Below are 15773 nucleotides of genomic sequence, written 5' to 3'. Positions count from 1 at the left end.
TGGTGCGCAGGCCGAGATCGGCGATACTCGCCCCATCCGCAGTCTGGAGATCGGGGAACCGCATGCCGCTACACGTCCTGGACAACCTGTCCGCCATCGCGCCTCAAGAGTGGGACGCACTGGTGCCCGCCAACCAACCGTTCCTGCGCCACGCCTTCCTGGGCGCGTTGGAAGACAGCGCCAGCCTGGGCGCGCAATCCGGCTGGCGGCCGGAACATCTGCTGCATATCGAAGAGGGTCGTCTGCTGGCCGCCTTGCCCAGTTATCGCAAGTGGCATTCCTACGGCGAATATGTGTTCGATCATGGCTGGGCCGACGCCTGTGCCCGTGCCGGGATCGACTATTACCCCAAGCTGCTGACGGCGGTGCCGTTCAGCCCGGTCAGCGGTCCGCGACTGCTGGCGGCTCGGGTCGAGGACGGCCTGGAGTTGCTGGCCAGCCTGCCGGGCTACCTGGAAATCGAAGGGCTATCCAGCGCCCATATCAACTTTACCGACGCCTTCACCGACTCGGCGCTGGCCGGGCAGGAGGGCTGGCTGCAGCGAATCGGCTGCCAGTACCACTGGCAGAATCGCGGTTATCGGGATTTCCAGGATTTCCTCGACGTGCTCAGTTCCCGCAAGCGCAAGCAGATGCGCAAGGAACGCGAGCAGGTGGCAGGGCAGGGCATCGAGTTCGAATGGCTCGAGGGGCATCAACTGGATGAGGCGTCGTGGGATTTTGTCTATGCCTGTTACGCCAATACCTATGCGATACGCCGGCAGGCGCCGTACCTGACCCGGGCATTTTTCAGCCTGTTGGCCGAACGCATGCCCGAGGCCATTCGCGTGGTCCTGGCCAGGCAAGGCACCCGGCCGGTGGCGATGGCATTCAGCCTGGTGGGGGGCGACAGCTTCTACGGGCGCTATTGGGGCTGCCTGGCGGAGTTCGACCGCCTGCATTTCGAAACCTGTTTCTACCAGGGCATGGACTACGCCATTGCCCACGGTTTGCAGCGTTTCGATGCGGGTGCCCAGGGCGAGCATAAGCTGATTCGCGGTTTCGAGCCGGTGATCACCCGCTCCTGGCATTACCTGCGCCACCCCGGGTTGAAAGCGGCAGTGGCGGATTTCCTCGCCCGCGAGCATGAAGGCGTGTTGGCCTATGCCGAAGAGGCCAGGATGGCACTGCCGTATCGGCAGTGCTGATATCGGCTGACCGACACCGGCCCCTGTGGCGAGGGGATTTATTCCCGCTGGGTTGCGCAGCAACCCAAAAACCTGAGACTGCGCTCTGTCAGGCCAGCCGGGTTCAGCCTGCCAGGAGCCCGATGGGGATAAATCCCCTCGCCACAGTGAGCAAGCCGTCAGCTCCTTGTTCATGGGGCCAAGCCACACCTCTCAGCTCAGTCGATCCCCACGAAACCTCCGGTCTGATGCTGCCATAACCGCGCATACAACCCGCCGTGGGCCAGCAGTTCGGCATGGCTGCCGGTTTCGGCGATGCGGCCGTTTTCCAGTACCACCAGGCGGTCCATGCGAGCGATGGTCGAGAGGCGGTGGGCAATGGCGATCACGGTCTTGCCCTGCATCAGCGTCTCCAGGCTTTCCTGGATGGCGGCCTCCACTTCGGAGTCCAGGGCTGAGGTCGCTTCGTCCATGATCAGGATCGGCGCATCCTTGAGCAGCACCCGGGCAATGGCGATGCGCTGGCGCTGGCCGCCAGACAGTTTCACGCCGCGCTCGCCCACATGGGCATCGAAACCGGTACGGCCCTGGGCATCGGATAACAACGGGATGAACTCATTGGCCCGGGCCTTGTGTACGGCTTCCCATAGCTGCGCATCGGTGGCGTCGGGCTTGCCGTAGAGCAGGTTGTCGCGAATCGAGCGGTGCAGCAGCGAGGTGTCCTGGGTGATCATGCCAATCCGTTCGCGCAGGCTTTCCTGGCTCACTTCGGCGATGTCCTGGCCGTCGATGAGAATGCGTCCGCCCTGTACGTCATACAGGCGCAGCAACAGGTTGACCAGGGTGGATTTCCCCGCGCCGGACGGGCCGATCAGGCCGATCTTTTCCCCTGGCCTGATGGTCAGGTTCAGGTCGCTGATCACGCCGCTCTTCTTGCCATAGTGGAAATCCACATGCTCGAAGCGCACTTCACCACGGGCCACCTCCAGGGGCTTGGCGTGGTCGCGGTCGGTGACGGTAACTGGCTGGGCGATGGTCTGCAGGCCGTCCTGGACCATGCCGATGTTCTCGAAGATGCCATTGACCACCCACATGATCCAGCCGGACATGTTGACGATACGAATCACCAGCCCCGTCGCCAGGGCAATGGCGCCGACGCTGATCAGCGATTGGGTCCATAGCCACAGCGCCAAGGCGGTGGTGCCGACGATCAGCATCCCGTTCATGCTGGTGATCACCACGTCCATGCTGGTCACCACGCGTCCGGCCAGCTGGGCCTTTTCGGTCTGCTCCTCGATAGCCTCGCGTGCGTACTGCTGTTCGAAATGGGTATGGGCGAACAGCTTCAGGGTGGTGATGTTGGTGTAGCCGTCGACGATCCGGCCCATGAGCTTGGAGCGGGCATCGGAGGACACCACGGAGCGTTCCTTGACCCGTGGCACGAAGTAGTAGAGCGCGCCGATGTAGGCGCTGATCCACAGCAGCAGCGGGATCATCAGGCGCCAGTCGGCTTCGGCGAACAGCACCAGCGAACTGATGGCGTAGATCAGCACGTGCCACAGCGCGTCCACGGCCTGTACCGCCGAATCGCGCAGGGAGTTGCCGGTCTGCATGATGCGCTGGGCGATGCGTCCGGCGAAGTCGTTCTGGAAGAAATTCAGGCTCTGCTTGAGCACATAGCTGTGATTCTGCCAGCGGATCAGGCTGGTCATGCCGGGGCTCAGGGTCTGGTGCACCAGCAGGTCATGCAGGGCCACGAAAATGGGCCGCAGGATCAACGCCACCACTGCCATCCACGCCAGCTCCAGGCCGTGGATCTTGAAGAAGTCGACGTTGGGCGTGCCCTGGGCCAGGTCGATGATGCGGCTCAGGTAGCTGAACAGCGCCACTTCGATCAGGGCGCCGATCAAGCCCACCACCAGCAGCACGGCGAAGCTTGGCCAGACCTGCTTCAGGTAGTAGGTGTAGAAGGGCAGGACGCGGTCAGGTGGAGCGGCGCTCGGCGCGTCGCGGAAGATGTCGATCAGTTTTTCGAAACGGCGGTAAACCATGGATAAACAGCCCGGGCGAGGGCTCTCCTTTCTGCTGTGAGCGGCGCTCGATCAGCCGCCGCTCAGGCTTGCCCTGTGCCTTTATTGGTCGACGCGCTTGGCCGACTTGATGATCACAGGATCGATCGGCACGTTTTGCATGCCTTGTTTGGTAGCGGCGGGGGAGTTGACGATGATGTCCACCACGTCCATGCCCTTGACCACTTTGCCGAAGACCGCGTAGCCGGCGTCGCGGCCCGGGTCGAGGAACGCATTGTCGGCGACGTTGATGAAGAATTGGCTGGTGGCCGAATTCGGGTTGGACGTGCGGGCCATGGCCAGGGTGCCGCGTACGTTATGCAGGCCGTTGCTGGCTTCGTTCTTGATCGGGTCCTTGGTGTCCTTCTGTCGCATCTGCGGGGTGAAGCCACCGCCCTGGGCCATGAAGCCCGGGATCACCCGGTGGAAGATCGTGCCGTTGTAGAAGCCGCTGTCCACGTACTCGAGAAAGTTCTGCGTACTGACGGGAGCCTTGACCGGGTCCAGTTCGATTTCGATCTGGCCGTTGGTGGTCTCCAGCACTACGTGGGGCGCCTTGGCCGGCTGCGCGGCCATCAGGTTGGCGGCAAACAGGACGGAGCCGACGGCGAGGGCGATGTTTTTCAGCATGGGTTCAATGATCCTGAGGGGTGGAGTCGACTGCGATCAGAAAGTCGAGCAGGGTTTGGTTGAAGTGTTCGGGTTGATCCAGCGGGGTAGCGTGCCGTGAATCGGCGATGACTACCAGCCGTGCATCGGGCAGCAGCTTTACATAGGCTTCTTTGACTGCCACCGGGGTGTAGTCGTGATCGGCGCAGATGACCAGGGTTGGACAGGCGATCCGGGAAAGTCGTTCCTGGACCCCCCAGCCCACGACGGCGTCGAAGCTGGCGAGATAAGCATGTTTGTCATTGGTTGCCCAGCGCCGGGCCATTTCCAGTCGCAGGGCGCTCTGGTGGGGCTTGGGGAAAAGCTTGGCACCGAGGGCCTTGCCGATGGTTTCCAGGCTGAGGATGCGCATCAGGCTCCAGCGCTTGAACCATTGCCAGCAATCGTCCGCGGTACGGATCTTGACCTGGGGAGCGCTGTTGACGATGCACAGGCTCCTGACCAGGCGGGGTTCGTCCACGGCCAGTTGAAAGCCGATCATGCCTCCCATGGACCAGCCCACCAAGTGCACCGGGCCCAGGGCCAGGTGCTCGATCAGGGCCACCAGGTCGGCGCTGAAGGCTTCGATGCTGTAGCGCCCGCGGGGTTTGTCGGAACGGCCGTGGCCGCGCACGTCCACGACGATCAGGCGGTAATGGGCGGATAACACCGGGATCTGCTTTTCCCAGTCCTGAGTGCTGGAGCCCAGCCCGTGGACCAGGACCAACGGGGCGCCGTGGCCATATTCCTCGTAATGCAGGTTGCAATCTTCATGAACGAAATAGGCCATCGGCGAAATCCTTGTCAGGCTTGTTCAGGGGCGGCGAAGGGCGCATCCAGCGGCGCGGTGTCGAAGGTGCGCAGCAGTTCGATGAGAATCTGCGTGGCCGGCCCCAAGGGTTTTTCCTTGTTCGAATACAGATAGAAGCTCGGGTTGCGACTGCCGCCCTGGTCCAAGGGTAGCCGCTTAAGCGTGCCTTCTCTCAATTCCCGTTCGATCATGTGCCGGGGCAGCCAGGCGAAGCCCAGGCCGCTGCTGACGAAGGTGGCGGCGGTGGCGAGGCTGCCGACGGTCCAGCGCTGCTCGGCGCCGAGCCAGCCCACGTCACGGGGCTGCTGGCGACCGGAGTCGCGGATCACCACCTGCAGCTGGCTTTCCAGGTCCTGGAAACTGAGTTCGCGATTGAGCCGATGCAGGGCGTGTTCGGGATGGGCCACCGCGACGAATTCCACGTCGCTCAATTCCGCCCCCAGGTAACCGGGAATGCTGAAACCGCTGATGGCCAGGTCGGCCACGCCTTCGAGCAATACTTCTTCGACGCCGGACAGCACCTCCTCGCGCAGGCGCACCCGGCAACCGCGGCTCTGGGGCATGAATGCCGTCAGCGCCCGTACGAGACGGGCGGTGGGGTAGGCGGCGTCGACCACCAGGCGCACTTCCGCTTCCCAGCCTTGTTCCATGTGATGGGCCAGGTCCTCCAGTTGGCTGGCCTGTTTAACCAGTTGCCGGGAACGACGCAACAGCACGCCCCCGGCTTCGGTCAGCACGGCCTTGCGTCCATCGATGCGCAGCAGCGGCACGCCGAGCTGGTCCTGCATGCGGGCCACGGTGTAGCTCACCGATGACTGGGAGCGGTGCAACACTTCGGCGGCCTGGGCGAAGCCGCCGTGGTCCACTACCGCCTGCAACGTTCGCCATTGATCAAGGGTCACACGGGGCGCTTTCATATTGAGCTCCTCTTGTCCTAAGCTGGCGGTCCCCGGGTGGAGACTGCCGAATGAAAAAAACCTGTTGTGCGTTGCTGGCCCTGCTGCCGCTGACTGCCTTTGCCTACCCCATCGACGTGGAAAAACACCTCGAAGGCGTCAGCATCGACTACACCCCCTACGACACCGACGCCGATATCGGCTCCATCCAGGTCAACAACTATGGCAACACCGACGCGGCCTGTACCGTGCTGTTCCGCAATGGTCCCGAGGCACCTCGCACTCGCAAGATCGAAGTCGCCGCGGGCAAGTTCAAGAACGTGACCGCCAAGTTCAATCGCGACATCATCAAGCTGCGGATCGTGCTGACCTGCAAGCCGAAATGATCGGGTGCAAGGCGGCGCTGCAACGCGTGCCTTGCTTATAAACGAAATTATCGATGGTTTGCAGCAGTTATTTGCGCTTTTTCATCGATATGGTCACGTTTAACCTTCACTCCATCGACTGACAACATTTTCCGATGGAGGCTACATCCCATGTCCCGCGTTCTGATCATCGAAAGCAGTGCCCGCCAGCAAGACTCGGTTTCCCGTCAACTGACCCAGACCTTCATCAAGCAGTGGCAAGCCGCCCACCCCGGCGATGAAATCAGCGTGCGGGACCTGGCCGTCAACCCGGTGCCTCATCTGGACGCCAACCTGCTGGGCGGTTGGATGAAGCCTGCCGAGCAACGCAACGAAGTGGAAACTGCTTCGCTGGAGCGCTCCAACCAGCTCACCGATCAATTGCTCGCCGCCGACGTGCTGGTCATGGCCGCGCCGATGTACAACTTCGCTATCCCCAGTACCTTGAAAGCCTGGCTCGACCATGTGCTGCGCGCCGGTGTGACCTTCAAATACACCCCCACCGGCCCGCAGGGCCTGCTGGTAGGCAAGCGTGCCTTCGTACTGACCGCCCGTGGCGGGATCCACGCCGGCGGCAGTTCGGACCATCAGGAACCCTACCTGCGCCAGGTCATGGGCTTCATCGGCATCCATGATGTGACCTTCATCCACGCCGAGGGCATGAACCTGGGCGGCGACTTCCAGGAGAAGGGCTTGAACCAGGCCAATGCCAGACTGGCCGAGGTCGCCTGATCCGTTAATCCTCGGATAATCGCCAGGTGGTCTAGTGACCTGGCGCTTCCCTTCAAACCGTTTTGCGCATCGAACCTCCCTTTGCACTTATTGCTCCTGAGTGCCGTAGCCCGATCGAACGCTTTAGCGACATCGGGCTTTTTTTTGCCTGTTCACCTGAGGTTTGAGTTCTGCAGCGATTGCGACACCGGCCGAGGAAGGGAAACGGGGCGCTCGGTCAAGTCGACACCGGCCCTTCATGATCGAGCCCAGGGAGATAAGAATTGTTTCCCGCCGGTCATCAACCTATGCTTGGGCGCGCGCAGTAGGGAGGCTGTCATAGATGTTCAAACTCAAACGAAAGACATGGGCTTTACTTCTGGCTTATGTCCTAGGTGCCAGTGGATACATCTACTATCTCTACGTCCAGACCCAGGGCGTACTCACCGAGAACATCAATAACAAACTGTTGCATGCCGCGTTGGGCGCTTCGGCGATCCTGGGCGACCGCTACCATGACAATCTGGTCGACAAGCAGTCCAAGACCCCGGAACAGGACTGGGACGCCATCCAGCGGCTTTCCAGCTTCAACGAGTCCATGGGCACCGCCTTCGTCTATAGCGTGATCAAACGTGACGCCAAGGCCATCCTGATCAGCTCCAGCGCATCGGAAAAGGAAATCCGAGAGAAGAATTTCGTGCGGTTCTTCGATCCTTACCCGGATGCCAGCCAGGCGCTGCTCGACAGCTTCGAGCGTACGCAGCCCACCTGGATCGATTACTCGGATCACTGGGGGGACTTTCGCGCTGTCTTCGTCCCCATGAAATCAAGGGATGGAACGGTTTATGTGGCCGGGGCCGAGATTACCCTGGAGGATTACTACCAGCAGCTCAACCACGATTCGCTGTATCACATCGTCGTGGCCATCCTGGTCTTTCTCGCGCTCATTCTTCTGCGCATGCGCGGCCACCTCCAGGAGCTGCACATGAACGAACGGCTGTTGAACCAGGCCAAACAGGCCGCCGAAGAGGCCGATCGTTCGAAAACCCGGTTCCTGGCGACCATGAGCCATGAAATCCGCACGCCGATGTACAGCGTCATCGGCGCGACCGAATTACTGGCTCGATCCGACCTGGATCCGGAGCAAAGCCGCCTGTTGAAAACGATTCATGCCAGCGGGCGAACCCTGCTCTCCCTGATCGATAACGTGCTCGACCTGGCGAAGATCGAAGCCGGCAAGCTGGAGCTCAAGCCTTCTATTTTCGAACTCAGGGCGCTGGTTTCGTCCTGTATCGACATCACCCGCCAGAACATCCAGGACAAGCCAGTGGTACTCGAGGCCCAGGTTTCGCCGGATGTGCCATCGTTGATCAAGACCGATAGCGATTGTCTTCGCCAGATACTGATCAACCTGCTGGGAAATGCGGTCAAGTTCACCGACAGCGGCAAGATCTCCCTCAAGGTCACGACCAGTGGTCATGGCCCCCAGGCCTGGCTGGATTTTTCCATTCGTGATACCGGCATCGGCATTCCCGAGGAGCTGCAGCACAACCTCTTCCAGCCGTTCTCCCAGCTCGCAAGGGCGAGCAACCAGCGCTTCGCCGGGAGTGGCCTGGGGCTTTCCATCTGCAAGAACCTGGTGGAGGCGCAGCGCGGAACGTTGTCGTTCACCAGTCAGCCCGGGGTGGGGTCGACGTTCAGCTTCTCGCTCCCGATGGAAATCTTTCCAGTTTCGCAAATCCCCCTCGAGGAGGAGGCGCAGGCGGGTTACGACTCATCCTTTGCCAGCCAGTACCCGCTCGATATTCTTCTGGTGGAGAATCATCCCGTGAGCCAGAAAGTCGCCATGGCGATGCTGCAGGAGCTGGGATATTCGCCGGACCTGGCATCAACCGGCCAGGAGGCGATCAACCGGTGCATGGCGGCGATCCCGGGGATCATTTTCATGGATATCAACATGCCGGTCATGGACGGTCTGGAGGCCATCCGCAGGATTCGCGAACTTCCATGTGGCGATACCTGTTATGTCGTTGCATTTACCGCAAGCGCGTTTTCCAGCGAGATCGAGCGTTTCAGAGCCGCTGGCGCCGATGACGTTCTGACCAAGCCGGCGAACTTCCAAGCGCTGACCCGAGTGCTGCAGCGCGCGACCAATGCCCATTGGCAACGCGGTGCCAGCCACTCGGCCGCAGCTCCCATCCCCGGTCCGTAATCCGCCCAGGCTCGCCCCCCTGCGTCAAAACGGCTATCTTCGCCGCCATTCGAAACGAGGGGCGTATGGGCTATCTACTTTTTGTAACCTTGATCCAGGCATTTTCCTTCAGCCTGATTGGCGAATACCTGGCCGGGCATGTCGACAGCTACTTTGCCGTGCTGGTAAGGGTCCTGCTGGCCGGGCTGGTGTTCATTCCACTGACGCGCTGGCGCCAGGTGGAACCGTCGTTCATGCGCGGCATGCTGCTGATCGGCGCCTTGCAGTTCGGCGTGACCTACGTCTGCCTGTACCTGAGCTTCCGGGTATTGACGGTGCCCGAGGTGTTGCTGTTTACCATCCTCACGCCATTGCACGTGACTCTGATCGAAGACGCACTGAACCGCCGATTCAATCCCTGGGCATTGATCGCGGCGCTGGTGGCCGTGGCGGGAGCCGCAGTGATTCGCTATGACCGGGTCAGCCCGGATTTCTTCATGGGCTTCCTGCTGCTGCAACTGGCCAACTTCACCTACGCGGCCGGGCAGGTCCTGTACCGGCACCTGGTGGCGCGTTACCCGAGCGATCTGCCGCACTATCGGCGTTTCGGCTACTTCTACCTCGGTGCGCTGGCGGTGGTGCTGCCGGCGTTCCTGCTGTTCGGCAAGGCGGATTTCTGGCCTGAAGCTGCGTTGCAATGGGGCGTGCTGGTTTTCCTTGGCCTGGTCTCCACGGCGCTGGGACTTTACTGGTGGAACAAAGGCGCCTGCCTGGTACAGGGCGGGACGCTGGCGGTGATGAACAACCTGCATGTGCCGGTGGGGTTGTTGTTGAACCTGCTGATCTGGAATCAGCACGAGGAGCTGGGGCGGCTGTTCCTGGGCGGGGGCGTGATCCTGGCGGCGGTCTGGATGAGCCGCTTGAGCTTGCGCAGACCGCTGGTTGCCAGGTGAATCATCGGCGATCTCAGCAAGCGCCCGGAGCGCCCTGCTTGATCGCCAATTGCTCCACCATAAATTCGATGAACGCCCGGGTTTTCTGCGGTAGCCGCCGTGCCGACGAGTACACGGCATTGATGCTGATCGCCGGCGCCTTCCAGTCGCACAGGACCGGCACCAGGCGTCCGGCAGCCAGGGCATCTTCAACGATGAAGTCCGGCAGCAGCGCGATGCCCATGCCGGCCTCGGCGGCCTGTGCCAGCAAGTCGCCGTTGTTGACATGCAGGGGGCCGGTGACATTGACCCGTTGCGTCTCCTTGCCGTTGCACAGTTGCAGGCTCGCGCCACTTTGCAGGTAGCCGTAGTTGAGGCATTGATGGGCGCGCAGGTCCTGAGGGTTCTGCGGCACGCCCGCCCGCTCGAGATAGGCGGGGGCGGCCACCAGGATTCGCGGGGCCGGTGCCAGTTGCCGGGCGATCATGGTCGAGTCGGGCATGCTGGCGATGCGGATGGTCACGTCGAAACCGCCGCGCACCGGATCCACCTGCTGGTCGCTGAGCACCACCTGCAGCTCGATGTTCGGATGCCGTTCATGAAACAGCGGGATCAACTTGCCCAGCCGGCGCAGGCCGAACGACATCGGCGCGTTGACCCGCAACACCCCGCGCAGTTCGCCAATCCCGTCCCGTGCCCGTTGCTCGGCTTCATCCAGGGCCGCCAACACTTCCCGCGCCGCTTCGAAATACTCGGCCCCCGCTTCGGTGAGATGCAGGCTGCGCGTGGTGCGTTGCAGCAGCTGCACGCCAATCGCTTCTTCCAGCGCCTGGATTTGCTTGCTGACCTTTGACCTCGGTACGTCCATGGCGCGGGCGGCGGCTGCAAAGCCGTTTTCTCCGACCGTGACGACGAAGGCACGCATGCAGTCGATGCGATCCATTATTGTCCCTATTTTAGAATCAATGATTCTCTATTTTAGGTAATTGTCCCTTTTATTGGTAGCCCCTAAAGTACACCCATGCCGACGACAACACCGACGAAGGCAAGCGCTACTGACCCAAACCATTGAAATATCGACATTTAAAAGGAACACACCATGTCTATCCGCGAACTGCTGAACCCAACCAACTCCGCCCTGATCCTGATCGACCACCAGCCGCAAATGGCCTTCGGCGTGCAATCGATCGACCGCCAGACCCTGAAGAACAACACTGTGGGCCTGGCCAAGGCGGCGAAGATCTTCAACGTGCCGACCATCTACACATCGGTCGAAACCGAAAGCTTCAGCGGTTACATCTGGCCTGAGCTGTTGGCGGTCCACCCGGACCAGAAGCCTATCGAGCGCACCTCGATGAACTCCTGGGAAGACAAGGCCCTGGTGGATGCGGTGAAAGCCACCGGCCGCAAGAAACTGATCATCGCGGCGCTGTGGACCGAGGTTTGCCTGACCTTCCCGGCACTGGAAGCACTGGCTGAAGGCTACGAGGTGTACATCGTCACCGACGCCTCCGGCGGTACCAGCAAGGAAGCCCACGACATGTCGGTACAGCGGATGATCCAGGCAGGTGCGGTGCCGGTGACCTGGCAGCAAGTGCTGCTGGAATACCAACGCGACTGGGCACACAAGGACACGTACGAGGCGGTGATGGAACTGGTGCTGGAACACAGCGGCGCTTATGGCATGGGCGTGGACTACGCCTACACCATGGTGCACAAGGCACCGCAGCGCCAGGTCAAGTAACCCGGCGGGACATCACCCTGGTGGGAGTCGAGCTTGCTCGCTCCCGCCGGGGTTTTTCCTTTTTCAGCGTTATGGCGCTGTGGAAAGGGGCAGGTCTTTATCTGGCGCTACGCCAGGTCTTTTTCCTGTTCGGGCAGATGACTGGCCCCCAGCACTGCCGGCAGCAAGCCGGAACGCAGGTCCATGCCGCTGGGTTGCTGGTACAGGTTCAAGCCGAACTCCGGCATCACCGCCAGCAGATAATCGAAGATGTCCCCCTGGATCCGCTCGTAATCGGCCCACACGGTGGTGCCGGTGAAGCAGTAGATTTCCAGGGGGATGCCATGGGCCGTGGTCTGCAGTTGCCGGACCATGCAGGTCATGTTCGGCTGGATCTCGGGATGGCTCTTGAGATAGGCCAACGCATAGGCCCGGAACGTGCCCAGGTTGGTCATCCGCCGCCGGTTGGCCGACATTGCCGCCACATTGCCCTGGGCTTCGTTCCAGGCCTTGAGCTCGGCCTGTTTGCGGGTGATGTAGTCGGTCAGCAGGCGTACCTGGGTCAAGTGCCGTTCTTCATCGTCGTTGATGAAGCGCACGCCACTGGCGTCGATGAACAGGCTGCGCTTGATCCGCCGCCCGCCGGACTGCTGCATGCCGCGCCAGTTCTTGAACGATTCGGACATCAGGCGCCAGGTGGGGATCGAGACGATGGTCTTGTCGAAGTTCTGCACCTTGACCGTATGCAGCGTGATGTCCACCACATCGCCGTCGGCGCCGACCTGGGGCATCTCGATCCAGTCGCCGACCCGCAGCATATCGTTGCTGGTCAACTGCACGCTGGCGACGAAGGACAACAGTGTGTCCTTGTAGACCAACAGGATCACCGCCGACATCGCACCCAGGCCGGACAGCAGCAACAGCGGCGAACGGTCGATCAGGGTGGCGACGATGATGATCGCGCCGAACACATACAGCACCATTTTCGTCAGTTGCACATACCCCTTGATCGAGCGGGTACGCGCATGTTCGGTGCGGGCGTAGACGTCCAGCAGGGCGCTGAGCAGGGCGCTGATGGCCAGGAGCATGAACAGGATCGTGAAGGAGAGGGCGACATTGCCGAGGAACACCAGGCTGGTCTTGCTCAGCCCGGGCACCAGGTGCAGGCCGAACTGGATGATCAACGACGGCGTCGTCTGTGCCAGTCGATGGAAGACTTTGTTCTGGCGCAGGTCGTTGACCCAGTTCAGGGCCGGCTGGCGCCCGAGCAGCTTGGCACCATGCAGGATCACGTAGCGCGCCACGCGCCCCAGTACCAGGGCGATGACCAGCAGCAGCGCCAGGGCCAGGCCGCAATGCAGGAGCGGATGCTGGTCGAGGGCACCCCAGAGGTCTTGAAGATTGAGCCAGAGCTGTTTGATATCCATGGACGAAACGGTTCTTCTGTGAGCGCGACGAAGGCGAATTAGAGCATTTAAGCCCGGTGAAGTGACCGTTGATGACGGTTTCGTTGATAAAAACACACTGTTTTGTCGCGCTTTGCACAAAGAAACTCGGCCTGCGCGCTCGAAACCGTTACCCTATGCAGCTGTTTTTTTGCATTTCTTCGAGGTAGCACCCGTGTTTTCCCAATTCGCCCTGCACGAACGCCTGCTCAAAGCCGTGGCCGAGCTTAAATTTGTCGAGCCGACGCCGGTGCAGGCCGCGGCTATTCCGCTCGCGCTCCAGGGGCGTGACCTGCGGGTGACGGCGCAAACCGGCAGCGGCAAGACCGCCGCGTTCGTGCTGCCGATCCTCAACCGCCTGATCGGCCCGGCCAAGGTTCGAGTGAGCATCAAGACCCTGATCCTGCTGCCGACCCGCGAACTGGCCCAGCAGACCTTGAAGGAAGTGGAGCGCTTCTCGCAATTCACCTTCATCAAGTCCGGCCTGATCACCGGCGGCGAAGACTTCAAGGTCCAGGCCGCCATGCTGCGCAAGGTACCGGACATCCTGATCGGCACGCCGGGGCGGATGATCGAGCACCTGAACGCCGGCAACCTCGACCTCAAGGAAGTCGAAGTGTTGGTGCTGGATGAAGCCGACCGCATGCTGGACATGGGGTTTGCCGAAGACGTGCAGCGCCTGGTGGACGAGTGCAGCCAGCGTCAACAGACCATGCTGTTCTCCGCCACCACCGGCGGCTCGGGCCTGCGGGAAATGGTGGCCAAGGTGCTGAACAATCCCGAGCACCTGCAGCTCAACGCGGTCAGCCAGCTGAACTCCACCACCCGCCAGCAAATCATCACCGCCGACCACAACCAGCACAAAGAGCAGATCGTGAACTGGTTGCTGGCCAACGAAACCTACGAAAAAGCCATCGTGTTCACCAATACCCGGGCCATGGCCGACCGCATCTACGGTCGCCTGGTCGCCCAGGAATACAAGGCGTTCGTCCTGCACGGCGAGAAGGACCAGAAAGACCGCAAGCTGGCCATCGACCGCCTCAAGCAGGGCGGGGTGAAAATCCTCGTGGCCACTGACGTCGCCGCCCGTGGCCTGGATGTCGAAGGCCTGGACATGGTCATCAACTTCGACATGCCTCGCAGTGGCGACGAATACGTGCACCGCATCGGCCGTACCGGCCGCGCCGGCAATGATGGCCTGGCGATCTCGCTGATCTGCCATGGCGACTGGAACCTGATGTCGAGCATCGAGCGCTACCTCAAGCAGAGCTTCGAGCGCCGCACCATCAAGGAAGTCAAAGGCACCTACAGCGGACCGAAAAAGGTCAAGGCTTCGGGCAAGGCCGTTGGCGCGAAGAAGAAAAAAGTCGATGCCAAGGGCGACAAGAAGAAATCCGCCGCCAAGGCCCCGACCAAGCGCAAGACCGCCAACCGCCCGAAGACCGAGGCCCCGGCCCTGGTCAGCAAGGACGGCATGGCCCCGCTCAAACGCCGCAAGCCCCAGGCGCCGGCGGCTGAATGAGTGGTCAGTAGCGCTGCATAAAAAAACCGGACCTTGAGTCCGGTTTTTTTATGCATGAACTTCAGAAGTTCGACCAGAACTGTAGCGAAGGGATTTAGCGAAACGTCGCACCGCCCCGCTGGGCTGCATGACAGCCCCACTACTGTTCTGCCTGACACATCAGCCACGCTGGTTTCACAGGTGTTTCGCCCCCAGCGGGAGCAAGCTCCCTCGCCACAGAAGCGGAGGGAGGTTTGGATCGATCAGTCGGCCTTCTTCTCTGCATGCTTCAACTCTTCCAGGCGCTTATCGATCAACTGGCACTTATCCGGCAGATCCTTGCTGGCCGTCTCCAGGTCCATGGCCTGCAACTCATCATTGATTTCCTTGGCCTTGGCCGGGTTCTGCTCGGTGAGCTTGGTCACTTCCTGGGCCAGTTGCTCACGCTTGATGGTGGCTTCTTCGGGTGTGCAGGTGGCCCAGGCCGGAAGGGCGCAGGCGAGGGTGGCGGCAAAGGTGAGTTTCATCAGGGTCTTCATGGCGGGCCTCGTATTCCTTGTTGGGCTGTAAGGGGTTGAGGCTTGCGCGGGGTTGAAAGTTCAGCGACCCAAGGAAGCCGGACGATTGGATCGAATTATTTCTGGGCTTCAAGAGAAGCGTCCGGCTTCCTCACGAGACGTTTCGTACCCAAAGACAGAATCGTCTGATTTCCGACAAACGGTTCCGGCCATACCCTCAGGGTCCAGCTTTTTAATTGACGTCAAAATGATGGCTAACTAGTGTCGCGCCACTATTTTGATGTCATTTTGCTCGAGGGATCGAACATGTTCTCACCCGCCCGTTGGGCGAGGTTGTGCTTGGCTTTGCTGTGCCTTTCTCCGCTGCCCCCCGCTCACGCTGCCCCCACCCCCGGTGACACCGACCTGATCCGCGAACGCCAGAACCGTTTGCTCGAAGAACAGCGCCGGCGCCTGGAGGATCTGAAGAACCTGCCCGGCCAGGAGGCGAAGCCGGCCCAGCCGACGGCGCCGGTCGATACCCGCTGCTTCCCCATCCGCACCATCGAGCTCAAGGGCGCCGACAGCCTTTCCTCCGCTGAGCGCGAGCGCCTGTTGGCGCCCTACATCGGCCAATGCCTGGGCGTGCCGCAACTCAACGAACTGCTCAAGGTCATCACCGACCGCTACATCGAGAAAGGCCTGGTCACCAGTCGTGCCTACCTGCCGCAGCAGGATCTGTCCGACGGTCACTTGCAGGTGCTGGTGGTGGAGGGGCG

15 protein-coding genes are annotated in these 15773 nt (G+C 61.3%); 8 read left to right on the top strand and 7 right to left on the bottom strand.

The window, feature by feature from the left end; genetic code table 11:
- The first annotated feature begins 62 nt into the window (after nt 1–62).
- Nucleotides 63–1187, top strand: a complete 1125-nt coding sequence (locus tag BLP99_RS21355; protein ID WP_072398736.1) for a GNAT family N-acetyltransferase — start codon at nt 63–65, stop codon at nt 1185–1187.
- Between the two features lie 197 nt (nt 1188–1384).
- Here the strand turns inward: BLP99_RS21355 and BLP99_RS21350 are convergent, their stop codons facing one another.
- From BLP99_RS21350 to BLP99_RS21335, 4 genes are all read right to left on the bottom strand, one after another.
- On the bottom strand, nt 1385–3217 hold the full coding sequence (locus tag BLP99_RS21350; protein ID WP_072459278.1) for an ABC transporter ATP-binding protein: 1833 nt from the start codon (nt 3215–3217) through the stop codon (nt 1385–1387).
- A gap of 81 nt (nt 3218–3298) precedes the next feature.
- Nucleotides 3299–3865: a peptidylprolyl isomerase gene (locus tag BLP99_RS21345; protein WP_072398738.1), complete on the bottom strand. Its 567-nt coding sequence runs from the start codon at nt 3863–3865 to the stop codon at nt 3299–3301.
- Between the two features lie 4 nt (nt 3866–3869).
- Nucleotides 3870–4673: an alpha/beta fold hydrolase gene (locus BLP99_RS21340; RefSeq protein ID WP_072398739.1), complete on the bottom strand. Its 804-nt coding sequence runs from the start codon at nt 4671–4673 to the stop codon at nt 3870–3872.
- A 14-nt stretch (nt 4674–4687) separates the two neighbouring features.
- Complete coding sequence (locus tag BLP99_RS21335) at nt 4688–5611, bottom strand: PA3225 family LysR-type transcriptional regulator (RefSeq protein WP_072398740.1); 924 nt, start codon at nt 5609–5611, stop codon at nt 4688–4690.
- A gap of 50 nt (nt 5612–5661) precedes the next feature.
- Between BLP99_RS21335 and BLP99_RS21330 the strand changes: the two genes are divergently transcribed.
- The 4 genes from BLP99_RS21330 to BLP99_RS21315 all read left to right on the top strand — a co-directional run bounded on the left by BLP99_RS21330 (nt 5662) and on the right by BLP99_RS21315 (nt 9849).
- Nucleotides 5662–5976 carry a 3-phosphoglycerate kinase gene (locus BLP99_RS21330; RefSeq protein WP_072398741.1) on the top strand — a complete coding sequence of 105 codons (315 nt, stop codon included), beginning with the start codon at nt 5662–5664 and terminating at the stop codon, nt 5974–5976.
- Nucleotides 5977–6126: 150 nt separating this feature from the next.
- The gene (locus tag BLP99_RS21325) at nt 6127–6726 is read left to right on the top strand and encodes an FMN-dependent NADH-azoreductase (RefSeq protein WP_072432384.1); all 600 of its coding nucleotides are present in this window, start codon (nt 6127–6129) and stop codon (nt 6724–6726) included.
- 322 nt (nt 6727–7048) lie between these two features.
- On the top strand, nt 7049–8917 hold the full coding sequence (locus BLP99_RS21320) for an ATP-binding protein (RefSeq protein ID WP_072398743.1): 1869 nt from the start codon (nt 7049–7051) through the stop codon (nt 8915–8917).
- A gap of 65 nt (nt 8918–8982) precedes the next feature.
- Entirely contained in the window at nt 8983–9849 is an 867-nt protein-coding gene (locus BLP99_RS21315; RefSeq protein ID WP_072459275.1) for a carboxylate/amino acid/amine transporter, read from the top strand.
- A 13-nt stretch (nt 9850–9862) separates the two neighbouring features.
- On the opposite strand, the gene BLP99_RS21310 is transcribed toward BLP99_RS21315, so the two are convergent.
- The gene (locus BLP99_RS21310) at nt 9863–10771 is read right to left on the bottom strand and encodes a LysR family transcriptional regulator (RefSeq protein WP_072432382.1); all 909 of its coding nucleotides are present in this window, start codon (nt 10769–10771) and stop codon (nt 9863–9865) included.
- 156 nt (nt 10772–10927) lie between these two features.
- Here BLP99_RS21310 and BLP99_RS21305 point away from each other — a divergent pair, with 156 nt between their 5' ends.
- Nucleotides 10928–11572 (top strand): hydrolase, encoded by a 645-nt coding sequence (locus BLP99_RS21305; RefSeq protein ID WP_008018228.1) that lies wholly within the window; start codon nt 10928–10930, stop codon nt 11570–11572.
- A 107-nt stretch (nt 11573–11679) separates the two neighbouring features.
- On the opposite strand, the gene BLP99_RS21300 is transcribed toward BLP99_RS21305, so the two are convergent.
- A complete protein-coding gene (locus BLP99_RS21300) occupies nt 11680–12978 on the bottom strand; it encodes a mechanosensitive ion channel family protein (RefSeq protein ID WP_072398746.1) in 1299 nt (432 codons plus the stop codon).
- A gap of 193 nt (nt 12979–13171) precedes the next feature.
- Between BLP99_RS21300 and BLP99_RS21295 the strand changes: the two genes are divergently transcribed.
- On the top strand, nt 13172–14518 hold the full coding sequence (locus tag BLP99_RS21295) for a DEAD/DEAH box helicase (protein WP_072398747.1): 1347 nt from the start codon (nt 13172–13174) through the stop codon (nt 14516–14518).
- Between the two features lie 242 nt (nt 14519–14760).
- Here BLP99_RS21295 and BLP99_RS21290 read toward each other — a convergent pair whose 3' ends face one another.
- Nucleotides 14761–15036, bottom strand: coding sequence for a hypothetical protein (locus tag BLP99_RS21290; protein ID WP_072398748.1), 276 nt, complete (start codon nt 15034–15036; stop codon nt 14761–14763).
- A 285-nt stretch (nt 15037–15321) separates the two neighbouring features.
- On the opposite strand from BLP99_RS21290, the gene BLP99_RS21285 reads away from it, so the two are divergent.
- Nucleotides 15322–15773 (top strand): POTRA domain-containing protein (locus BLP99_RS21285; RefSeq protein WP_143007965.1); only part of this gene is annotated, 452 nt, incomplete at its 3' end.

The organism is Pseudomonas sp. NFACC32-1, from assembly GCF_900101215.1.
Lineage (GTDB): Bacteria > Pseudomonadota > Gammaproteobacteria > Pseudomonadales > Pseudomonadaceae > Aquipseudomonas.
Note: the sequence above shows the minus strand (reverse complement) of the source record. Positions and strands in the feature narration are given on the sequence as shown.